The 22961-nt window shown below is 43.6% G+C and carries 23 protein-coding genes; 11 read left to right on the plus strand and 12 right to left on the minus strand.

Annotated elements, in window-relative coordinates; translation table 11 throughout:
- Nucleotides 1-343: 343 nt before the first annotated feature.
- Nucleotides 344-466, plus strand: coding sequence for a hypothetical protein (locus A1D16_RS14200; RefSeq protein ID WP_290710623.1), 123 nt, complete (start codon nt 344-346; stop codon nt 464-466).
- Between the two features lie 290 nt (nt 467-756).
- Here the strand turns inward: A1D16_RS14200 and A1D16_RS14205 are convergent, their stop codons facing one another.
- Nucleotides 757-1314 (minus strand): hypothetical protein, encoded by a 558-nt coding sequence (locus A1D16_RS14205; RefSeq protein ID WP_290710625.1) that lies wholly within the window; start codon nt 1312-1314, stop codon nt 757-759.
- A 194-nt stretch (nt 1315-1508) separates the two neighbouring features.
- Between A1D16_RS14205 and A1D16_RS14210 the strand changes: the two genes are divergently transcribed.
- Together A1D16_RS14210 and rmuC are read left to right on the plus strand one after the other, a co-directional pair.
- A complete protein-coding gene (locus A1D16_RS14210) occupies nt 1509-2969 on the plus strand; it encodes a serine hydrolase domain-containing protein (RefSeq protein WP_290710627.1) in 1461 nt (486 codons plus the stop codon).
- A gap of 36 nt (nt 2970-3005) precedes the next feature.
- Nucleotides 3006-4394, plus strand: a complete 1389-nt coding sequence (rmuC, locus tag A1D16_RS14215; RefSeq protein WP_290710629.1) for a DNA recombination protein RmuC — start codon at nt 3006-3008, stop codon at nt 4392-4394.
- Nucleotides 4395-4436: 42 nt separating this feature from the next.
- On the opposite strand, the gene A1D16_RS14220 is transcribed toward rmuC, so the two are convergent.
- The 9 genes from A1D16_RS14220 to A1D16_RS14260 form a co-directional block, all read right to left on the minus strand.
- On the minus strand, nt 4437-4937 hold the full coding sequence (locus A1D16_RS14220; protein ID WP_290710631.1) for a hypothetical protein: 501 nt from the start codon (nt 4935-4937) through the stop codon (nt 4437-4439).
- 20 nt (nt 4938-4957) lie between these two features.
- A complete protein-coding gene (locus A1D16_RS14225; protein WP_290710633.1) occupies nt 4958-5611 on the minus strand; it encodes a hypothetical protein in 654 nt (217 codons plus the stop codon).
- An 86-nt stretch (nt 5612-5697) separates the two neighbouring features.
- Nucleotides 5698-6954 (minus strand): Xaa-Pro peptidase family protein, encoded by a 1257-nt coding sequence (locus A1D16_RS14230; protein WP_290710635.1) that lies wholly within the window; start codon nt 6952-6954, stop codon nt 5698-5700.
- A 165-nt stretch (nt 6955-7119) separates the two neighbouring features.
- Entirely contained in the window at nt 7120-7800 is a 681-nt protein-coding gene (locus tag A1D16_RS14235) for a DUF1349 domain-containing protein (RefSeq protein ID WP_290710637.1), read from the minus strand.
- Nucleotides 7801-7809: 9 nt separating this feature from the next.
- On the minus strand, nt 7810-7980 hold the full coding sequence (locus A1D16_RS14240; RefSeq protein WP_290710639.1) for a hypothetical protein: 171 nt from the start codon (nt 7978-7980) through the stop codon (nt 7810-7812).
- Nucleotides 7981-8035: 55 nt separating this feature from the next.
- The gene (locus A1D16_RS14245) at nt 8036-8596 is read right to left on the minus strand and encodes a hypothetical protein (RefSeq protein WP_290710641.1); all 561 of its coding nucleotides are present in this window, start codon (nt 8594-8596) and stop codon (nt 8036-8038) included.
- 16 nt (nt 8597-8612) lie between these two features.
- Nucleotides 8613-9989, minus strand: coding sequence for a serine hydrolase (locus A1D16_RS14250; protein WP_290710643.1), 1377 nt, complete (start codon nt 9987-9989; stop codon nt 8613-8615).
- 203 nt (nt 9990-10192) lie between these two features.
- Nucleotides 10193-10900: a LytTR family DNA-binding domain-containing protein gene (locus A1D16_RS14255; RefSeq protein WP_290710645.1), complete on the minus strand. Its 708-nt coding sequence runs from the start codon at nt 10898-10900 to the stop codon at nt 10193-10195.
- Entirely contained in the window at nt 10887-11927 is a 1041-nt protein-coding gene (locus A1D16_RS14260) for a sensor histidine kinase (RefSeq protein ID WP_290710647.1), read from the minus strand. The genes A1D16_RS14255 and A1D16_RS14260 overlap by 14 nt, the downstream gene beginning before the upstream one ends.
- Before the next feature lie 185 nt (nt 11928-12112).
- Here A1D16_RS14260 and A1D16_RS14265 point away from each other — a divergent pair, with 185 nt between their 5' ends.
- From A1D16_RS14265 to A1D16_RS14285, 5 genes are all read left to right on the plus strand, one after another.
- A complete protein-coding gene (locus A1D16_RS14265) occupies nt 12113-12985 on the plus strand; it encodes an ABC transporter ATP-binding protein (protein ID WP_290710649.1) in 873 nt (290 codons plus the stop codon).
- Nucleotides 12986-13015: 30 nt separating this feature from the next.
- On the plus strand, nt 13016-16636 hold the full coding sequence (locus A1D16_RS14270; protein ID WP_290710652.1) for a hypothetical protein: 3621 nt from the start codon (nt 13016-13018) through the stop codon (nt 16634-16636).
- A 92-nt stretch (nt 16637-16728) separates the two neighbouring features.
- Nucleotides 16729-17238: a mechanosensitive ion channel domain-containing protein gene (locus tag A1D16_RS14275; protein ID WP_290710654.1), complete on the plus strand. Its 510-nt coding sequence runs from the start codon at nt 16729-16731 to the stop codon at nt 17236-17238.
- A gap of 105 nt (nt 17239-17343) precedes the next feature.
- Nucleotides 17344-17751, plus strand: a complete 408-nt coding sequence (locus A1D16_RS14280) for a glyoxalase/bleomycin resistance/extradiol dioxygenase family protein (protein ID WP_290710656.1) — start codon at nt 17344-17346, stop codon at nt 17749-17751.
- A 110-nt stretch (nt 17752-17861) separates the two neighbouring features.
- On the plus strand, nt 17862-18428 hold the full coding sequence (locus tag A1D16_RS14285; RefSeq protein ID WP_290710658.1) for a ferritin-like domain-containing protein: 567 nt from the start codon (nt 17862-17864) through the stop codon (nt 18426-18428).
- A gap of 59 nt (nt 18429-18487) precedes the next feature.
- Here A1D16_RS14285 and A1D16_RS14290 read toward each other — a convergent pair whose 3' ends face one another.
- On the minus strand, nt 18488-19024 hold the full coding sequence (locus tag A1D16_RS14290; RefSeq protein ID WP_290710660.1) for a type 1 glutamine amidotransferase domain-containing protein: 537 nt from the start codon (nt 19022-19024) through the stop codon (nt 18488-18490).
- Between the two features lie 158 nt (nt 19025-19182).
- On the opposite strand from A1D16_RS14290, the gene A1D16_RS14295 reads away from it, so the two are divergent.
- The gene (locus A1D16_RS14295) at nt 19183-19623 is read left to right on the plus strand and encodes a PepSY-like domain-containing protein (protein WP_290710662.1); all 441 of its coding nucleotides are present in this window, start codon (nt 19183-19185) and stop codon (nt 19621-19623) included.
- A 19-nt stretch (nt 19624-19642) separates the two neighbouring features.
- Nucleotides 19643-20680, plus strand: a complete 1038-nt coding sequence (locus tag A1D16_RS14300) for a Gfo/Idh/MocA family oxidoreductase (RefSeq protein WP_290710664.1) — start codon at nt 19643-19645, stop codon at nt 20678-20680.
- Here the strand turns inward: A1D16_RS14300 and A1D16_RS14305 are convergent.
- A complete protein-coding gene (locus tag A1D16_RS14305) occupies nt 20677-21255 on the minus strand; it encodes a GNAT family N-acetyltransferase (protein ID WP_290710666.1) in 579 nt (192 codons plus the stop codon). The two genes, A1D16_RS14300 and A1D16_RS14305, sit on opposite strands and share 4 nt — an antisense overlap.
- A gap of 266 nt (nt 21256-21521) precedes the next feature.
- Here A1D16_RS14305 and A1D16_RS14310 point away from each other — a divergent pair, with 266 nt between their 5' ends.
- Entirely contained in the window at nt 21522-22961 is a 1440-nt protein-coding gene (locus A1D16_RS14310; RefSeq protein WP_290710668.1) for a hypothetical protein, read from the plus strand.

Genomic DNA, 22961 nt, shown 5'->3' on the forward strand with positions numbered 1-22961 from the left:
TTCTGGCTGTATCGATCCCTCTAGTGAATATTCCGATTCCGCGTTTGTGGAACTCCATTCTTCGGGAATACTATGTAAACTGGCAAATAGATTAACCTGTAATTGAAGGAATATTTTATAAAACCTAAGCTAAACTAATGAGGCTTTTTTGACGCAAAATGTGTGCATGTCTACCAATTGTATCTTCTTACCGTCAGGGAAGTTTAGCTCGGTATAAATGTGCACACCACCTAGTCTCATTGATGGGGATAGCCGATGTCTTAAAAATAGTCCCGAATACCGAGAGTACCAAGCGGAGAACTAAATTCATCAGCACCATTAGACGCATAGTAAACCATCTGCTATGTTAAAAGCTTTTACTGCTGGACAAGCTCAAACTGCTGGATTATTTCGAAGTCTTTCAGCAGCTGTTCCTGATACGAATGATGCGCAAATGTCGTTGGTCGGTAATATATCGGTAATATAAATTTTATAATCTTTCTTTGAACCGTTCAGGTATTGCGTATGGCCGCAGGTTACCAGCGCTGCATTATAAATTGTTCATTCCGGGTTTTTAAGCAGGTTGAATTGGAGAAATATGGTGTACGCTTAATTAATATTTCAAGCTAAAGGGATGGTTTGGATAACAAGTGCGTTACGAGGCTACATCAATCTGGTGAAACGATTTAACCGAAAACCGGAATTATTAACCCCTCATGCTGCTGCTTGGGTATTCCCGGAACCTAAGTTAAATCGGATCCGAGGATCAGCTCTTACTCAGCAACCTTTAATTTTGCTTAAATCGCGCGCAAAAAGTACCTTCTTATCCCGCGCAATATAGTCGCTTGACAAAATCAAATAAGGGTGATTGGGCGAGTTGCCCGCACTCCTGCTTTTTAGCTGGATCCGGTCATTCACCTGCAGGCTGCTTAACTGCTGAAAATCCTTCCGGCTAAATTGTAGCAGGTATTCATCGCCCGCAATCCGTACAACCAACCATTTGGGGCCGTAGGATGGTGCGTTTTTACGCTGGAAACTGAGAGAAACGACCTCGGCCTCCATAACGGTGAAGCCATTCAGGTGCTTCTTTATTTTATCATAACTGGCCTGCACTTTTTTGCCTTCAGGAGAAAGCGCCCATTCTCTGTACTTTATACCGTCTGGTGAAGCTTCCCATTTTTTTCGCTCCTCCAGTTCGGTAGTTTTGGCGGCCCCTGGTAAGGCCTTGGCCGGTGGCGCGGATCCCTTTTTAGTTGATCGATTCGCAAATGCCAGTCCGCCGAGTACTGCCACTAACAGGATCATTAAATAGGTGGTTTTTTTAATGTGTTTCATGTGTTATTAATTGATGCAACGAATCTAACCTGAAATTTTCCGGGGCTGCGAACCGGGTTGTAAATAGAATTGTAAACCTTGTAAAAAAATTATGTCAAAAGGGTATATGGTTGAAAATGGCTGGTGTTGCGCGTTTATTTATGTGGTTCGCATTTCCGGAATTGCCTAACTTGTTGCACATTTAAACCGATTCCATGCGACCTTTCTACCTATTTGCGCTGCTTATTGCTAACAGTTTAGCACTCTACGCCCAGGATAAACCGACTAAGCTTGAATCTCTGATAAAACAGGTGGAAAATTCCTTAACACCTTCCATTATCTACAATGATTCCATCCCCAAAAACAACCTGGAAACCCGGATGAAAGAATTGGGTATCAAAGGCCTTAGCATCGCCATCATCCAGGATTACAAAATTCAATGGGCAAAAGCCTATGGATGGGCTGATGAGGCAGCTGGACGAAAAGCCACCACCGAAACCCGTTTCCAGGCAGCCTCCATCAGTAAAAGCTTAAACAGCCTGGGGATATTAAAATTGGTGGAAGAAAAAAAGCTGGATCCCGAAGCCGATATCAACCAATATCTAAAGCGGTGGAAATTTCCCTATGACAGCCTTTCGAAAGGTAAAAAGATCAACACCTACCAGTTGCTAAGCCATACAGCCGGACTAACGGTACATGGTTTTCCCGGCTACGAAATAACGGATACCCTGCCAAGCCTTCCCCAAATACTGGATGGAAAAAAGCCGGCAAATACCCGGGCTGTTCGTAGCGCTTTTGAACCTGGCCTGAAGTTTCAATACTCCGGTGGCGGCACTACTATTTCGCAACTGCTGCTTGAAGATATTACCGGCCAGCCATACGCCCTTTACATGCAGGAAAAAATACTTAAACCGCTGGGCATGAAAAACAGTTCCTACCAACAACCACCCCTTAACCCTGGCGAGCTGTCCACCGGGTATTACGCGCAAAGCGGTACCGCTGTAAAAGGAAGGTATCATGTTTATCCCGAACAGGCGGCTGCCGGTCTCTGGACTACTCCATCGGATCTTGCCCGGTACATCATCGAATGCCAACTGGCTTACCAGGGTCGCTCAGCAAAAGTACTGTCAAAAACGATGATGCAAAAGCGAATGACCCCTTATGTCGACAGCACCGTTGCCCTGGGTGTTTTCATTCAGAAAAAAGGGAACAATACCTATTTTAATCACAATGGCGGCAACGAGGCGTTTCTTTGCACTTCCTATGGAACACTGGAGGATGGTAGAGGAATGGTTATTATGATAAACGGCGATAACTACGGAATTATTTCAGAGCTCACAAATAGTATTGCACAGGTCTACAAATGGGACGGATTCTTTACGCCCGGATTTCGGAAAAAAATCGCCCTCCCAACTGATAGCGCAGCTGTTTATGCAGGTAATTATAAATTAAACCAGGATACCATTACCCTGAAACTAATGGGCCATAAATTAGTAATTCAACAAAACGGCCAACCTGCTGAAGGCTATGAAGCTATCTTTAGCGATTTGAATTCTTTTTCCCTGGCAGAAGTTCCGGGTGCGCTTTTTAAAGTAATGCGCACTGCCAACGGCGAAATAAATTCATTGCAATTAAAACAGGGTGGCGCTACTTATACTTTGCCTCGATTAAAATAAACGGTTACAGAACCGCCTACATTTAATGCTTTTATCATGGACATTACTTACCTGCTGATTATTTGCATTGTATTACTTTGCCTTATACTGCTGCTGGCGGTTTTCCGGAAAAACGCGGGGGGAGAACTGCTTCAGTTACGTAATCAGCTGGCTCTCTTGCAGGGAGAGCTGGCAAAGATCGAAGCCGGCCTTAAACAGGATTTTCGTATTAACCGCGAAGAGAATGCCGGTATCGCAAAAGATAACCGGGCGGAACTAAAAGCCAGCCTCAAGGATTTTGTACTGGAACAACGGAATAAGCTGGATGAACTAAAATCTGAACAAAAAGAGCTGACTGCCAAAACGGTGCAACAACTCGAAAAAGTTAATAACACCCTTGTAAATGCCTTCAAAGAGTTTGAAGAACGTTTTGAGAAGAATGTAAAATCCTTCAACGACCTGCAGAAAGAAAAATTTACGCAGCTCGAAATTCGCCAGCAGGAACTCGTAAAGGGTACGGAAACAAAGCTGGAAAGCATACGGGTAACTGTAGAAGAAAAACTGGAAAAAACCCTGAGTGAGCGCCTGGGACAAAGCTTTGAAACAGTGGGTAAACAATTAATCGAAGTGCAAAAAGGATTGGGTGAAATGCAAACCATTGCTGCTGATGTTGGCGGCTTAAAAAAAGTGCTGAGCAATGTTAAACTGCGGGGCGGGGTAGGAGAGGTTCAGTTAGCCCTGTTGCTGGAACAGATACTTGCGCCCAGTCAATATGAAGCCAATGTCAGAACGAAAAAAGGCAGTTCAGAACCGGTTGAATTTGCTATTAAACTACCCGGCAGAAATGAGGACGAAGCTGCGGTTGTTTACCTGCCGGTGGATGCAAAGTTTCCGAAAGATATGTATGAGCACTTGATCACTGCCTATGAAAATGCTATTCCCGATGATATAGAACTGGCCTCCAGGAACCTGGAAACCACAATCCGTAAAATGGCCAAAGATATCCGGGATAAATATATTGACCCGCCCAATACCACCGATTTTGCCATCTTGTTTTTACCGTTTGAAAGTATCTATGCTGAAGTTATCCGGAGAAATGCCCTGGTTGATCAGCTACGGGATGAATTCAAAATAACCATTGCGGGGCCCACTACCCTGATGGCCCTCTTAAATAGTTTGCAGATGGGTTTCCGTACCCTGGCCTTGCAAAAACGTAGCAGTGAAGTATGGAAAGTATTAAGCGGTGTAAAAAAGGAGTTTGAGAATTTCGGCGGACTCCTGGAAAAGGCACAAAAAAATATTCATACCGGCCTGGGACAGTTGGAAGATGTAATGGGTACAAGAACCAGGGCTATCCAACGGCAACTGCGCACCGTTGAATCGCTTCCCGCGGTGGAAGCACCCCCGGTTTTGCCCGATTTATTGGAGGATGAGCCCGGGGCTTAAGTTGGATTTAGCAGTGGATGCTTTGCTGCTGTTAAGCAAGAATTAGTGTAGTGGGTAGAAATTTTCCGTGAATTGAATCGATTGGTCGTTATACTTTTTTATAGCACCACCCCATACAATAACAGGATTATTGGTTATTTGAGTAAGTATCAGCCTCATTTCCCGGTAGGGGATCAGGTTTAGCGCTTGCTCTACGGCAAACCAGCCAATTTCTTCGCAACTTTCAGGGGTAATCAGTTCGCCCGCTTTATACCGGGTGGTATAATAGTACATGATAGTAAAAGTCGTACGGTTTTCATACTCAAAAGTAAATAACCCGTTAAGCTCTTTATCTTGTACTGTTATTCCGTGTTCAGAAGCCAGGGTATCGATGAATCGGGAAAGGGTAACCGGTTGATTATACCTTGTTCCGGGAATTTCCCAGGCACCCTTCCATTTGACCAACATTATTTTATTCTCCTTATTGAATACAATCAGTTTGAGAAAGGAATAGTTGTCTTTTTGTGCAGTCAAATGAAGGCTGCAAAAGAAGACAAGTATCAAAATAGTATATTTTTTCAGGTTCATTTTTCTTCAAATATTTTTTCTTTGTTCGCCTGGATAAACTGCATACTTTTATGGAAGTCTGACTGCAGGTTGGGGGTTAAAAACTTTACCCATTCAGAACTTTCTTCCCTTCGAAAATAGGCATAAAGCGCAAGAGCATATCCCCATTCTCTTTGCTTGAGGTAGCCTATGCTGTTATGTCCATAACTTTCAAATGATTTGTATTCTCTAAATGCAGTAATTGCATTAAATATTCCCAGTCCAAATACTACTGTCGTTAAATCAGTTAAATGTTCATCATTAAAGTCGAGCCGTTTTTCGCCCAAAAGCTTAATATGTGAAAACTCATGCGCCAACGTTGCTGATAGATTGATAGGGTCGGTTAAATTCTTTTTTTCTATCAAAATATCGTATTTGCCTTGCTCGTTTTTATCAAAAAACAATCCACTACTCATTTTTTCATCACTTTCTTTATCTGCTTCGGTCCAGATGGAGTGGCCGAATTCACTACTGAACTCTTGAATATTTTGTTCATAGGTGTCAATATTAACCTCGAGAATATCAATATCCATTTGCCTGGCAATAATTTCTGCAGTTCTTAGCAAAGACTCAAACGACCCATCATATCGAATTGGAAAATGAGCTGGTGTTGGCAAGCCATAAAAACGCATTTTCCATCCATAGTCTTGTAGTAGTATCTATCGGACATTCATGGTTGTTTTTTTTAGAAAATATCCCAAACATTGTATAATAGGTTTTAATTCCCTGTCAGCCCTTTCTGTTTCATTAGTTTATAGATCGCTGGTAGTTCGGCAGAAACCCCTTCTGTCAAATTTATGGCTCCCTGCTCGGTTATAAGCACGGTGTCTTCAAGGCGCATATGACGCTTTTTAATGGGGTCGTCCAACACCGGCTCTACATTAAACACCATTCCTGCTTTCAATATACAGCTATCGTCGGGGTTGCCTACATCATGAACACTTATCCCGATAAAATGACCGATATAACCATCCCAGGAAAGCTTCTTATCGGTATATCCGTTTTTTTTGTACACTTCATAGGCGATAGCTCTCAATTCACCAAATGATACCCCTGGTTTCATTGATGTTATTATTGCATTTCTTGCATCCAGGATACATTGGTACATTTTTTCCTCCTCCATGGTGAATTTGCCCGATACAGGCCAAACCCTGGTAATATCAGAGGTGTAATAATTATAATTACAGCCATAATCCATCAAAACATAGTCGTCTTTTTCCAGTTTCCTGTTATTGGCTTCGTAATGAATGGTATAGGTCATGGGGCCCGATGCCACAATGGGTGCAAATGCCGCCCCCCTTGCCCCCATTTTGGTGTAATGGAAACTTGTAATGGCTTCTAATTCGTATTCATACAACCCGGGTTTAGTATCTTTTATGGCTTCTTCAACTCCTTCAATACCAATCTTTCCCGACATTTTCAATTGTTCTATTTCATAAGGAGTTTTTATTTGCCTGAGTTCATCTAATAGAGGATTAATATTTTGTAAGCTTGCCAGTGGGAAAACTTCTCTTATTGTTGAAACGGCCTTTCTCCAAAACGGGGTGTTTTTTATAGGGTGCTTTAATAGTTGAAATTCAGTATGGTATACCTCGTCTCTGGCTTTGTCGATCTTATCGATCGGGTCAAGCGGTAAATAGATGGTAGTTTCCGGTCCGCATTTTTGGGCAAGAACCTCCCAGAAATCTTCATAAGGCCGAAGTTGGTCTATGCCATGGGATGTTTTTATGGATGGAATGGTCCAGGCAGTTGGACCGTTCCACCTAAGGTCTCTTTCCGTTGCCTTTTTTGAGAAGAATATAACTTCTTTTGTGTTACCCACTACCAATAAAATAGCATTGGGGTCTTCGAGTCCGCATAAATAATATAAATCCGGCGCCTGGTTAAATCTGGTAGGCGTATTGGGCAATTCGGCGCCCCATAAAATACCGATTCCTTCCCCGATTTTTTGAAACAGTTTTTCGCGCCTGTCCATAAGTTCCTGTTTTGGAATCGAATGCTGAGCAGAAAGCGGTACGGAGTACGACAGGCTCAAGATCAATATCAATATAACTGGTATACGCATAAAATTAGCGTTTAAATGTAGGTATTACTGCAAGTTTTCCCTGCAATAGTGGTTGGTACCTGGTATACTACACCCTTATTGCGCCGTATAAGGGTCACTGATTTTTTTAGCCTCGTAGCGGATGGCTGAAAATTCAACGCTGCATTCCTTTCCGGTAGGCGATTGTGCCAGAAATCCCACCTGTAGCGGTTTGGTAGCAGGAAACTGGAAGTGGCGTACCAATAGCCATTTTTTTCCATCCACTGAAACATACAAGGTAATTACATGGTCGGCCTTCGCTAGTTTGTAATAGGCTTTATTGCCCGGCAATTCAATGGAATTACAATCGTCTGAGATATTTTTTGTTACAACGCTTACCACTCGTTTGGCGCCCGTATAATCTTTCTCAAAACAGAATTTTATCCAGTTCAGGCTATCTTCCAGCAGTACAATGGCGCCACCATCCCATTTGCTGACAAAAGAATGTTCAATGGCAGCACTGAGAATAAAATCTTTTTCGGGCTGAAACAATAGCTTGGGTGCATTGTCCGTATTGTAGGTGACGTTGGGGTCTCGGAACATATCGGTTTTTTCGCCTGCTACAATGGTCAGTTGATCGCCCTTGATACTATAACGGACCGGGCTGTTTTTCCAGCTAAGCGCATGAGGTATGCTGTTAATTCGCAAGGCTTCGGTTTTTTGGGCATAACTGCAAAGGGCAGCCAACCATGTTAAGCCAATAATAAAAACCAGCCTGTTTACGAGTGGTTTTCTCATGGTTGACGATTACTTATTTTCCAGGTTCTTGTTTTTTACAGAGGCTGCAATAAAGAGCAGTGATAATACTAAGGTGAGCAACAAGTTGGTTCCATCACTGCCCGCCTGAACGAATGCAAAAATTACGGTCAGGGCAACGCCGGCGATGGAAATGAGTTTAAGTAGGTTACTTGTTTTCACTAGTAGCTGTTTTAATTCATAAGATACGGAATTCTTGCCGTTGTTGCTAAACATTTTACCAGTCGGGGGTATATCTTTCCATTGCCGGTACGGTAAGTTTCTTCCAGAAAGACATTCGGCCATCCCGCTCCAGGGCGGAAAAAGACCCGAAAACGGCTCCTGGCCGCTGTTCATAAAAGAGCAAACTGCCATCATCCAGGATTCTGCCATAATATTTCCCGGTTTGCCCACCGTTTATTAGTTCAAACCGGTCGATTTTTATCCTGTCTCCTTTAATAAAATAATAACCTTGTCTTCCTGTTTTTCGGTTGTTTAAAACCTGTATGGTTTGGCTGGTATCGTAAAAGAATAGAACCTGGCCCGTTGAAAAAAAGCGCATATACGCACCCGGTTTGTTTTTTATTCCTTTCACTGCCTGGTATTTATCATAGGAACTGTCAAGCCGATAAATCACCTCGGTGTCGATCGGAGATTTATCGCGAGACCTGTGCCGCTCTTTATTATACTTGAAAACTTTCGAATTTTGTACCCGAATGCCTCCTTCCGCCGTGTAAGAATGAGCAACACAGGCATGTAGATGTATGATTATCAACAGGCATAGAATCCATAATCGCATACTGTAAGTTTTTGGGCTACTGAATTTTTAAGAACCTGATCGGTTTATCCTGTGTAATCTCCAACGCTGAGGTATTCCCCTTATCCACAATAAACGTTGCGGTAGTTTTGATGCGTTTAATATCAGGTAAAATAAAATGGGTGGTGGTGGTTGGAATGAAAATGAGATGTGTGCCTGTGCCATTGGACAAATCGCCATAAATTCGGCCATTTTCTACATACACTTTTATAGTGAGCTTGTATTGCTCGTTTGTATAGGTGCCGGCATAGAGTTGGAGCTGTTCCTCGCTCAAATTAAGTGCGTTTAAATTTTGCCCGGTGCCGGTGCCAACAACAAGGGACGCGATGCTTTGGAAAAGCCGGGCCTCATCGTCTTTGCTGCTATTCAAAAGGCAGGCTATGTAGATGTCTTGCTGGGGGTAGTACATTTCGGTGGCCCTGAACCCGTCGATGGCCCCACCATGACCCACCGAAAGCATTCCCTGCTCCTCCCGTACAAAAAAACCATATCCATAGTCAATCTTTGTTCCGTCCGCCAAGGTATAGGGCGTGATGGCTTTCTGCAGGGTCTCTTTTTTTATAATCTTCCCGGAGTAGAGGGCCTGATGCCATCTAAATAAGTCGTTTGTGTTGGATAGCAATGCCCCGGCACTGTATACCAGCGACATGCTCATATAGTCTGGATTCCAATACCTGTTATCGTAGAAGGAATAGCCATTTGTTCTGTTGGGTATTAATTCGGTGGCACTTTCATAATAAGTGGCAGTTAAACCGGCCGGCTGAAAGATATTTTCTTTCAGATAACTGGCATAAGATTTTCCTGTTATCGCTTCTATAATCATTCCTGCTAAAAAGTAGTTGGAATTACTGTAGTTGAATTTTGTACCCGGCGCAAATAGTAAAGCATGTTTATCGAGGCTGTCCAGAACCGTAGCCTGGGAAAAATCTACCCGGGTAACATTAGGCATGCGGACATTTATTTGTTCGTACCCAATAATTCCGGAGGTATGGGTTAAGAGGTGTTCAACCCGGATAGTATAGCCTTTAAAATGGAAATTTTTGAGGTATTGCTGTATACTATCCGTTAAAGAAACCAGGCCTTTGTCGACCAATTGCAAAAGTGTAACAGCTGTAAATTGTTTGGTAATGGAGCCGATTCTGAGAACCATACCGGTTGTCATGGGAACATTTAATTCAAGGTTGGCGCTGCCCACTCCTTTATGGTAAAGAACTTGTCCTTTTTTGGCTACCAAAACCTGGCAGCCAGGTGCATATTGCTGGTATTGTTCCCCGATGAGTTTATCGATTTGCTTAACTAATTCTTTGTCGTCCTTACTTTGCGCAAAGGAAAGCAAGCTAACTGGTAGTAAACAGCATAGTAAGGATAACTTCATTGGAAAAAATTTCTCTTTGATAAATCTCCGTTTTTTTGGCGAATAAGAAGTTTTCATGGATAGCTTTCCACGGAAACAGTTTCAAAATTAAAATGTTGGTCAGCAGCATACTTCGGTTCCAGGATATTGGCTGTGGGCGGGGAAAATTTGCCTGTTCAATCTGGTAAAACTCCGGCATTGGTGCAAAAAACCTTTTTCAGTAGCTAAATTCCCAATGCCTTTAAAAAGCCATCGCGATAGCTGGAACCGATGGGTACTTCATATTTTCCAAGAAATACCCGGTTGCCTTCAATTAAACTGACATAGGAAGCGTTAATGAGAAAGGAGCGGTGCGCTCGTTTGAATATAGCCCCTGGTAGCATTTTTTCCAGCGCACTAAAAGCCATATTTGGAACCAGCATGCCGTCGGTTGTATACAGTTTTGAATAGTTGCCACTTGCCTCTACGTAAACCAACTCATGAAACTTTACCCGGATTAGCTTACCATCTGTTCTTATAAAAAAGCCTTCTTCCTGTGCAATCGGCCCATCGGCTGCTGTTATTTGTTTGGCACGGAGCATAGCTTTTGCCTTGTCAATAGCAATGATAAAGCGGTCGAGTAGAAAAGGTTTTACCAGGTAATCACAAGCGGTTAGTTCAAAGGCACGTACTGCATATTGTTCATAAGCCGTGGTAAAAATGACAACCGGCGGATGCTTAAGGGTTTTTAGAAATTGAATGCCATCCAGCACCGGCAGGTGAATATCCAGTAAAAGCAGGTCAATGGAAGCCGATTCTAAGTATTTTCTTGCCTGCAAAGCATTTTCACAAATACCTGCAATGTTAAGCCCGGGTATATAAGAACAGTATTGCACCAGCAGATCTCTTGCAATCGGTTCATCCTCTACAATAAGACATTCAATTATCCCCATCTTTCAAATTAGGAATTTCAAGGTAAACAAAATAGCGGTCCTCTTTTTTATAATGTTGCAGGGTATAGCTATTGCCGTATAGTAACTCCAGCCGACGCTGGGTATTGGATAAGCCCATTCCCAGTTCTGGTATTTCCTGTTTGTTGTCGCTGCCTGCATTTCCACAGCTATTGATAATGGAGAACCGGATGTAGTTATCGGAAACCTCCAGTTCCAGGTCAATAAATACCGTGGCTTCATAGGTTTTTTTTGAATGCTTGAATGCATTTTCTACAAATACAATCAATAACATAGGCGGCATTTTGGCCATTTCGGGTATTAAAGCAGGCAGGTTGGTGCGTAACTGAAGTTTATCTCCCAGCCTGATTTTTTCCAACTCCATATAACTGCTTATGTAATTCAGTTCTTCTTCTATGGGAACGAAACGACGGTTTATATCTGACAGTGAATAACGCAACAGGTCCGAAAGTTTGACGATAAGCAAGGCCAGTTGCTGGTCCTTTTTAAAGGCTAGTCCATAGAGGTTGTTTAGGGTATTAAACAAAAAATGTGGACTCAACTGCGACCGTAGTAATTCCAGTTCACTTTGTTTTTGTCGTTCAGCAATGGCGGCGGCGGCTAATTGTTTACGCAAGCTATCACGCGCTGTGGTTAAAAAAATACCCATCGAAAAAAATAGCACCACCAGCGGAATGCCGAATGTTAAACTTGACCACCCTCTTTGCAGGTCTGAAATGAACAGGAAAAAGGAAAACAGAACCGCTATGCAAACCGTGGCAAGCAAGGTTGCAATAATAAATGCTTTTATTCGACCAGTTAACAAATAGGATTTACAAACGCCTCTTCCCATATAGGCGGTACCCAGGAAAAATACACATACAAAAGCGGCCCTGGGAATTAATTCAGTTCGATAAGGACTGGCAGCTACCGGTAAAAAGCAAAGCGCAATAAATGCAGTACAGAATAACAGGTGTACCGCAGTTTTAGAGCTGGCCAGTTTTAATAAAGAGGTTTGAATAGGTGGCATCTGAACAAATATAATTACTCTCCTGCTGCCGGCGGAAAAGCCGACAGACGATTGTTTTTTGATGTTCAACGGGCTAAAAATGAGTTCCAGTCTTTCGGCGTCCGAAAAACCCCGCCCGACCAGGTACAGCGCTTGTCTGTTTAAAGCCACCTGGTTTCTTAGCGGCTTGTTTCATATTTGTTTCTATGAAACTGTCAATAAAAAATTTATCTAAAACCTATGCTAATGGCGTGCAGGCTATACGGGATCTTTCCTTAGAACTGAGCGAAGGGATGTTTGGTTTGCTGGGCCCAAACGGGGCCGGGAAGTCTTCCCTGATGCGTACTATCGCCACTTTGCAGCCCGCAGATTCAGGAAGCATATACCTGGATCAGCTAAATGTGTTGGAAGACAAGAGCGAATTGCGGCAAGCGCTAGGGTACCTTCCCCAGGAGTTTGGCGTATATCCCCGAATTTCCGCAGCTGCTATGCTGGATCATATTGCGCGGTTAAAAGGTATACTGGACCGGCATGAAAGGCGAGAGGCTATCCATTATCTTTTGCATAAGGTTAACCTGCTTGCCGAAAAAGATAAGTTGCTGGGGAGCTTTTCAGGGGGTATGAAACAACGTTTTGGGATAGCACAGGCATTGCTGGGTGCACCCAGGCTTATAATCGTAGATGAGCCTACTGCCGGTTTAGACCCTGCCGAAAGAAACCGGTTTTATAATTTACTCAGTGATATTGGTGAAAATACCATTGTCCTTCTGTCTACGCATATAGTGGAAGATGTATACAGCCTTTGTGCCCGGTTTGCAATAATTTCTGCAGGTACGCTTTTATACACCGGAACACCAAAAGAAGCTACGGAAAGCCTGCAGAATAAGTTGTTTCAGACAACCATAACACGCTCGCAATTACCCCAATTGCAGCAAACATTCAATATTGTTTCCACCCAACTGAAAGAAGGGCGCTTATTGGTTCGGATCTACTCAGAAGAAGATACTGCACCAGGATTTGAACCGGTTGAGCCCAACTTGGAAGATGTTTATTTTATCCGGATTCAACAACAGGGATAGATACTTGCTCATTTTTACTAAATCATTTTTATGTTCCTGGAAATTGTTCGTTTCGAAATTATTTACCGGCTTAGAAAGCCTGCTGTGTATGGTTATTTTCTGTTATTGCTGGGGTTCAGCTGCCTTGTATTTATGCAGGGTTTTCTTCCGCTGAGTGAAGGTCAGTTGGTTAATTCCCCGGCATCGATTGCGCTCTATTGTTCGGGTATTACTATGATGATGTCGCTAATTAGTTCATCCATTATGGGAGTGCCTGTTTACAGGGATATAGAATATAATACCCGCTACCATTATTTCAGTTTGCCGATTAAGGTAGGGGGGTATTTCTGGGGAAGATTTTGGGGTTCCTTTCTGGTACTTCTCATTATTTCCCTATCACTTCCGCTGGGAATTTTTGCAGGTAGCCAATTAGGTCCCATGCTGGGAACCCTGTCCGCAGACCAGTATGGACCGAATACAGCGCGGTTTTACCTGGCAGCCTATTGCTCCATTGTGGTGCCGAATTTGTTTTTCTCCGCCACTGTTTTTTTCGGACTGGTTGCCTGGCTGCGTACAGTTAAAGCAGTATATTCCAGTGGAATTTTTGTACTGCTGGCATACCTGCTTGGTAATTTTTTTATAAAAGCACATCCTGATCCCTACCTGGTACACCTGAGTGATCCTTTTGCTTTAAATGGTGTCCGCACAATAATCGGAGGATGGTCTGCTGCTGATAAAAATTCATTAACCCTGCCGATTTCCGGTTTCTTTCTAGCCAACCGTTGTGTCTGGAGTGCGGTCGGTATACTTATTATTCTTTTGTCAGGATACTCATTCAGCTTTCATAAAATGTTGCAACCGGGCCGCTTGATAAAAAAATCTGAGAAAGAGCTGCCGGTAGCAATTCGGAAACTTGTCCCAGCTTTATCATTTGGAAAAATGTATCGCCCAAAAATAGCCTGGTCTCTTTTTAAAGTAGAACTGTTCAACTGTCTCCGCGATAATTATTTCTGGATTATTGTACTTGCAGGAACGATTTTTTTACTGATCGTATTCCCCAATGCCCCTGCTAATTTTGGTATGAGGGATTTTCCCCGAACCGCTGTACACCTTTTTCTTTGGAAAGAAAATTTCCTGGTCTACTACTATTGTATTTTGTTTTTTTATGCCGGTGAGGTATTGCATCGGGAGAAACTGGTCGGGTTTCATACGATCAATGACGCACTTCCCCCCTCCTCAGCAGTCTTTTTGCTGGCTAAGTTTTTAGCCGTGCTGGTACTTGGGTGTTTATTACTTTTTTCTACTATGCTCACCAGTGTATTACTGCAGCTAGCCAGGGGGTATTACCAGTTTAATTTTCAGGCCTATGGCAAAGTGCTGTTTATCGCTGAATTTCCCCGGCTCATAAGTTGTACGCTTTTGGCCTTTTTTCTACATGTTCTGGTAAATAATAAATTGGTAGCGATCGGAATTGGCCTTGCTTACCTGGTACTATGTCTTTTGGCCGTACAAACCGGGTTCTTTAATTACCATCTGCTCTTGTTTTCCAGTACACCATTTTATGGCATTTCCGATTTTGATACGGTGGGGCATATGCTTGTTCCGGTAAGCTGGTATAACCTGTATTGGAGCTTATGCGGAGGACTATTATTGCTAACGGCCTACCTTTTATTTCGAAGAGAGCTTCCTGATGGGCTTAAAAGCAGGTGGCAGGTTGCCAGGGCGCGTTTTGATAAGCCGGTCTGTAACCTGGCACTGGTGCTGTTGGTACTATTCCTTTCAGTGGGGGCCTATATTTATTACAATGTTAGTTATCTGAATCAATACCTTACAGAAGAGGAGGAGTTATCCCGGAAAGCACTGCTCGAAAAAACGCTAAAACGGTATGAATCCCTGCCAATACCAAGGGTGAAAGCTATCAGGATGACAGCCGATCTTTTCCCCGAAAAACAACAAGCGCTTTTCCTTGCAGATGTTTCGCTGGTAAATAGTAGTGGTAAAGCTATTTCTGAGTTGTTGACTAATGGTGATTTTCTGCACCGGTACGAAATCAGCTGGCAGCAGAATAAACTGCCTTACCATGTACCCTTATATTATCCCAGGCCTGTATTTAGTTTCTTCGGCCCTTCGATACAGGCTTCGGGGTATCGTTTGTATAAGTTACCCAAAACCATGGAGCCGGGTGATAGTATTACGCTCAGGATTGAAACCGAGTATAGTTTTACCGGCTTTCAGAATAATTTATATGGCGCAAATTTTTTGAAAAATGGGGCATTGATGGGCATCTGTTTGCCGGATTTTGGCTATCCTGCGGATGAAGAATTAATGGATAAATCTGATCGTAAGAAACTAGGCTTACCCAAAATAGAAGATGGTACTGCTTCCGCAAATCCGCTAGCTGATACCAACCGGCTTCAATACAATGCAGCCATCGATTTACTGGATTTCCACATTACCATCAGTACTGCTGCTGATCAGCGAGCAATGGGTTCGGGTGAACTGGTGAAAGAATGGAGTTCCGGTGGCAGGAATTATAGCACCTACCGCTCTCTGAAGCAAGGTATGTATATGTTGCCGGGTATAGTTTCCGGCAGTTATGCAAGGCATCTTGATACCGTTATTACCGAATCGGGCAACGTGGACATTGAATTGTATTATCACCCTGCGCATAATCAGAATATAGAAAGGCTTTCTGAAGCGTATAAGAAGTGTATAGAGGAAATGAGCCGGCTTTTTGGCTCCTACCCTTATCCACAAATGAGATTGGTAGAAACAACTGTTTATGCACCCTTGCACACTAATATAGCTGCAACTGATCTTTTTTCTGAACAATATGGCTGGAATGTAAATAGCCGGCTGCCGGTCGGAATTGATTATTTTTTATTTAATTCTGCCCGCCAGGTAGCGCGTCAATGGTGGGGTAACCTCGTAGCACCAAACAATACGCAGGGGGCTATTGGACTTAGAGACGGTATTTCAACTTTTTGTGCGCTTCTGATTTATGAAAGAGTTCATGGAAAGCAGGCTGTAAAACCCTTACTGGCCTCGGTGTATAACTGGTACCTGCAGAATAGTGCCTGGTTTGCTGCCAAACAGCAGCCTGTACTATCTGCCCGGCTACCTACGGAAACGGATAATAAAACAGCGCTCTTACTGTATGCATTAAAAGAAACAATCGGCGAAGCACCATTGCTGGAACTGCTGAATGGCTTTAAAGAAAACTGGCAGCAAAAATCTGCCGGTCCCTATGCCGGCATCAGGGACTTGTATCAATACCTGAAAAAGCATACGCCTGCTGCCCTAGAAGAATACCTGGAAGAAAATTGGGAAAAAATATGCTTTTATGAAATACAGGTGCTGGCTGCCAAAACGCGGCTGGATAGCTCCGGGAATTATATGCTTGACTTAACGCTCGATGCCCATCGATTGTTTGTGGGAAAAGAGGGCGCCGAACAGGAACAACCGATCGCTGGCAGGGAACTGGATCTTTTTATAACGTACAGCAGCCGGCAGGGGGGGAAACAGGAATCAACTAAACAGGTTGTGCCACTACAAAGCGGTATCAATAAAATACTGTTACCTATGCGGCATAAGCCAGTTTTACTTGAATTGGATCCTGCCTTTAAACTCTTCAATAGAAAAAGAGCGGAAGCACCGATGGCTGTTGACTAATACTTAACTTGTGGCAGGAAAGTAGCCGACCTGGAATATAATAGGAACCTGTTACCTGTTTTCCAGGAAGATTGAGATGAAAAAACGAAAAAATGCAAGTTGTAGAGCTGTTTTTTACCAATTCAAAATCACTGCTGTTTTTCGGGGTGATTGCTGGCCTGACCGTTTTAGCAGCTGCCCTGGTTAGCAGGTACCTGCAATGGTTAATAACAGAAAAAACAAAGGGGCACCAGATGGATACTACCAGTTTTGTTTTTCTGCGGCACATGGTTGTGGCAACCATCTATTTCCTGGGTTTCGGCTGGGCACTGTTAACCCTTCCCATTACCCGTAGTTTTGCACATTCCTTGCTGGCTGGTGCAGGTGCTACCACCCTTATATTGGGGTTTGCATCTCAACAATTATTCAGCAACCTGTTCAGTGGAATTTTCCTGGTGCTTAACAGGCCGTTTAAAATTGGAGATATGATTGAATTCCAGGGCAGTAGGGGGCGGGTAGTTGAAATCAGCCTGCATGCTACGATTATAGAGGAGGCAAATGGAGACCGTACTATTATTCCCAGTTCTGCAATTTTGTCCGATAAAGTAAAGATCTGCAAGTAATACACCTGTCGCAAAAACACCTGTAATCTGTCGAAACTCTGCCTGTTTTATCTGGCTGCTTTCTGCCATCTTTGTCGGGTTCCTTAACTATTAAATACCAGAATAATGGCAAAGAAAATTTTCATTAACCTGCCGGTAACCGATCTGCCCGGCGCCATGGCATTTTATGCCGCTGTTGGATTTGTAAATAACCCTGCTTTTACCGACGAAACAGCCGCCTGTATGGTTTGGTCGGAAGAAATATATGTTATGCTGCTTACCCGCGAGAAATTTGCTTTTTTCACGGCCAAAAAAATAGCCGATACCAGGGAAACAGCGGCCGTGATTAATTCACTGGCTATGGACTCTCTCGAAGAAATGAACCGCTTTGCCGAAAATGCCCTCGCAGCGGGTGCAGTAGAAACCAAAGAACCGGTAGATATGGGTTTTATGCAGCAGAGAAGCCTGTCCGACCCCGATGGGCATCTATGGGAAGTTGTATACATGGATATGAGCCAGCTGCCCCACAACTGAGCCGAGCAAGTTCTTCTACAGCACGGCGGGTACTGTGGCAATTTACCACAGTACCCATTGGCGGAAGGCATGGTATATTAATTGAATGATACTGCTAAACTAGTACTACCATGTCAAAAACTACTACCTCAGCTAGGTCCGGCAAGCAGGCATCTGCTAAACAGGGATCAACGATGGAAAATACCCAATTGGGAACTTTTTTTATGGATGCCGTGAAGGATTTATACTGGGCCGAAAAACACCTGGTAAAAGTGCTTCCCAAAATGCAGGAGGCTGCCACCACCGTTCAGCTAAAGTCTACTATTGAAGAGCACCTGGTGCAAACGGAAGAGCACGTTACCCGGTTGGAAAAAGTATTTGAATTGCTCGGTGAAAAAGCCCAGGCAAAAAAATGCGAGGCTATGGAAGGCCTTGTGAAAGAGGGAGAAACAGTAATTGAGGAAACAACCGATGGTTCCATTACCCGCGATGTAGGTATTATTGCTTCGGCGCAAAAAGTAGAACACTACGAAATTTCTGCCTATGGAACACTGGCGCAACTTGCACTTACACTTGGCCAGGAAGAAGTGGCCGACCTATTGAAAATGATCCTGGAAGAAGAAAAGCTGGCAGATCAGAACCTTACTGAAATTGCGGAAAACAATATCAACTACGAAGCGGAAAAGGAAGAAGCCTAACTAATAAGTAGTAAAAAAGCCACTGCAAAGTGGCTTTTTTCGTTTGAGAATACCGCCTGTTATGCGTGTACACCTTCTTTGATTTCTTCGACCAGTTTTTTGTTGAAAGCAGGTAAATCCTCGGGTGTTCGACTGGTTACCAAACCGTTATCAACCACCACTTCTTCGTCTATCCAGTTGGCACCTGCATTTTTCAGGTCAATTTTTATGGCAGCAACTGAGGTAAGTGTTCGGCCGCTAACCACCTGTGCACTGATCAATACCTGGGGGCCATGACATATAGCTGCAACGGGTTTGTTCTGCGAGAAAAATTCCTTTACAAAACGCAAAGCTTCTTTATTGGTGCGCAGCGTATCAGGATTAAGTACTCCGCCCGGAAGAACAAGCGCATCATAATCGGATGCAGATACCTGGTTTAATGCCTTATCTACCGTATACTCCCCACCCCACCCGGTTTTTGCCAGGGCTTTGATGCTGCCGGTTTCCGGGCTCACAATATGAACCGTCCAGCCTTGTTTTTCCATGTATTCTTTTGGCGATTTCAATTCGCTCTCTTCAAATCCATTCGTAGCCAGTATGGCAATTTTCTTGTTCATGCGTATAATTTTTACCTGTTATTGAATACCCTGGGTAATAAAAAACTGTGCCTTCAGCAGGCTTGCTGTGCAGAAGTTCTACGTAAGCGGTGATTTTCCACACTACCGGCGCTGAAATCACCTGGCGTATTAATTGCACCTTGTTTAAAAATTATTGTATGAAAAAGCAACTAGTTATTTTTTTCCTGGTGGCCGCGATGGCCCTGGGTGTACAGGCGCAGGAAAATTCCCTGAACGAACGGGACCTGCCCGTTGATATTCAAACCAGTTTTAAAACACATTTTTCCGATGCCAGTGATGCCAGCTGGAAAAAGAAAGCCGGAAACTATAAAGTTAGCTTTAAGCGAAACGGGGTAAAGAATATAGCCTCTTTTAATGAAGGAGGCACGCTTACTTCAAGAGGAATAGAAATAAAGGAAAATGAATTGCCCGCTCCCATCCGGACCGCCGTAAGCACTTCTTACAAGGATCGGAAAATTGAAGAGATCTATAAAATGGAAAAAGAGGGTACTACCAGTTTCCTTGTTAAGCTAAAAGGCGATCCTGCAACCAAACTGATGTATTCGCAGGAGGGACAATTGATAAAGGATAAATACTGAAACCATAAACGTTGAAGGCATGCAAAATTCAAAAGAAAAATTAGGCGTTGCGCTGGTAGGCCTGGGAGAATATGCAACGCAACAATTAATGCCTGCCCTTGAACAAACCAAGTATTGCTACCTGGCTGGTTTGGTGAGTGGCAGTCCGGATAAGTTGAAAAAATACCAGGCAGCATTTGGGTTGCCCGATAACAATCTATACAATTATGAAAGTTTTGACCGGATCCGGGAAAACAGTGCCATTGATATCGTTTACATTGTATTGCCCAATGCCCTGCATGCAGAGTATGCTATCCGGGCGGCGGAAGCCGGCAAACAGGTGATCTGTGAAAAACCGATGGCGATGAGTATGGATGAATGCAGTCGGATCATAAAGGCGGTAGAATTAGCGGGGGTTCGGTTTTCGATGGGATATCGCCTTCATTTCGATCCATTCAACAAAGAAATGATGCGACTTGGACAGCAGGAAGTATTTGGGCCGCTGACCAGCCTGGAACTGAAAAACAGTATGTTTATTGGGGATAGCTCTCCCTGGCGCCTGGATGTTAATTTATCCGGGGGAGGCCCACTGGTTAATAACGGTATTTATTGCGTGCAGGCTGCTATCTATATAACCGGGAAATTTCCGGTTGCGGTAGCGGCAAATTTTGCTCCCGTAACGGATGCGAATAGATTCAGGGAAGTAGAAGAGGGTATTCAATGGACCCTGTTTTTTGACAATGGTTTGGAAGCCAGGTGTGAATCTTCTTATTCCAAAGAGCAGAACCTCATGCATGCCAATGCGGAACATGGTAGGTTTCAGCTTCAACCAGCCTATGCGTATACCGGTTTGAAGGGAAAGACCCCGGCGGGAACAATGCGGTTCAAGACCATCAATCAGCAGGCCTTGCAGATGGATGATTTTGCACAATGCATCCTTGCCAATAAAGAAACCAGGGTTCCGGCTGAAATGGGAATGCGCGATGTGGAAATAATGCAGGCAATTTACAATGCTGCCGATAGCGGAAAAAAAATAGCATTGAATTTACAGCATTATGCGCCCATACCGGTGTATTAGCTGTTTGGTGATTTCCTCAGGAAATAGAGGGTATATCCAAAATTGAGTGTTGCATACTGCCGGAAACCATGTTTTTCATACCAGGGCAGGTTTTTTTCGGTGGATGTTTCGAGATAGAGGGGCAATTGTGCTTCGGCGGCTTCGGCCATAATTTCATGGAGGAGCTGGCTACCAATGCCTTTGCCTTGTTCTGCCGGGTCTACACCAATAAACCAGAGGTATGCAAAGGGAGTTGCGGGGTGCATCTTTTTTATTTCTCGCTCTCTTGCTATTGCTTTACGAATATTTGAAATTCCGATTACCTGTACAACCAGTTGAAGATCCAGTAAAACGGAACGGATGCTGGTTGTTTTTTTATACGGGTATACCAATAGGGCACAGGCTTTTTTGTTATTGCTCAAAATAAGCTTTCCAAATTCTGTACAGTAGTTAATGGAATATTTCATTAATTGCCGGATCCTGGTTTCTTTTTTTGCATCCTGTTTAACCAGGTATTGAATGCTTTTATTATCCTGGAAACTGGCGCTCAGAATATCTATAAGTAAGGTGCTGTCAGAGAGGGTTGCCGCGATCATGGGGTTGTTTACTACAAAGCTAGGTGTTTATACCGGTGGCATACGGGGTTTTTCCCCTTGACTTCGCTTATCAGCCATAGTATCTTTAATATTCTTCCAAACTAATACGTACTGGTACATCTATAACCCGGTTAAACATGGGAAGGGCTGATGGTACGCACACCACGTAACGGCAGGCTGTAATAAATAGCAGCTTGTTTCTGAAAGGCTTTGGTTTAAAATAGCGAAAGAAGTCTCCTTACTATTCATCATAAAACCTTCTACCTATGTCAGTCTTCAACGGCGATCAGCTGATGCATGCCACGCTTGCCAAGCTGAATGAAATTTTAACCGGCGGTGATGAGCATGCACCAGCCAATAGAAACAATTTTATTTCCTGGGTAACACCTGGCATTCCCTTTGGAAATGCCGATTTTGATTTTCTTGAAAAAGGATTTAATGCGGCAGATGCTACGGAAATGCGTAAGCTCATTATGCAGGCAGCAGACTTTGCTTTGTTTGCCGATTTGGTACCGGATCCTTCTGCTATCTACCAGGCAGATCAGGCCCAGACCATTGACCGAAACAGCCAGGAAAGGCTCAGCAAGATCTATGGCAATATCTTAAAGTTTGCCAAGGTCACAAACCTTGAGCCCAGCGAAGAAGAAAAGAAAAAACTGGAGAAATTTAAAGGACTGCTATATACCACCAAAAAAGAAAAAAACCTGGTTACGGAGGAGGAAACAGAAAGAACGGTGGATAGCCCGATTTCCCTGGCCTATGCAGAAAAAGAGCAGGCTTATTCGGATGCCGTCCTACTCTATAATAACAAACGCATTAGCGCAGCTGCCGGCGATAATGAAGAAGCAGTGCTTGATTTCAGTGTTAATCAGCCTGTATACCGTTCGAAGGTCAGATCTGCCATGAATGCCTGGACAGGTGCCGGCTATAAAAACGAAGTGGAAGCCATGCATGCTTATATCGCACAGGTTACGGGGCGGAGCATGGCTTCCTGGTTTGCGGAATTGAGAGATGCCTATGATCGGGCCCGGTTTACCGAATCAATGATTGATTTCGATTTTTACCCCGTTCGGCTTTTCCCGGCCAATTTCCATAAACAGGAATGGATGAAATATAGTTTTAGCGATAAGGAAGTAACCACGCATGCCTCTAAATCTACAACAGCCTGGAACGCCAGTGGTGGATTGAATTTCGGCCTCTGGTCAGCAGGAGCTGGGGCTAGTGGCTCTTCTGAGCGCACGGCTAACTCCATGGAATCAAATCTTTTTGAAATGAGTTTTGATTTAACACAGGTAAAGATCATGCGCCCCTGGTTTGGTACAGAGCTATTTTCCTGCCGGGGTTGGAAGCTGGACCCCGGTACCTGGTCCTTCGGCAGCACCGTACTGTCTGACGGAGGAAATCCACCCAAAGGAAGTTTTATAGCGTACTCGACGCACGCAGTTTTTGCCCGTAACCTGAATTTGAAATTCGATAAATCTGCCTGGCAGGCCAGTACATTCAAATCTAAATTTGATTCGGAAGCAAATCTTGGATGGGGGCCCTTCAGGGTTAAAGGCGGTTATTCTAAAGGAAAAGAAACAAGTGATTTTCATTCCAAGGATACCGGCGAGGGCATCAGTTGCTCGGGTATGCAATTGCTCTGCTTTATTAACAGGCTGGTAGGTGTTTGCCCGGATACCGATCCTAACGCAAAATTTGACTGA

The sequence above is a fragment of the Flavihumibacter sp. CACIAM 22H1 genome (assembly GCF_001601815.1).
Lineage (GTDB): Bacteria > Bacteroidota > Bacteroidia > Chitinophagales > Chitinophagaceae > Flavihumibacter.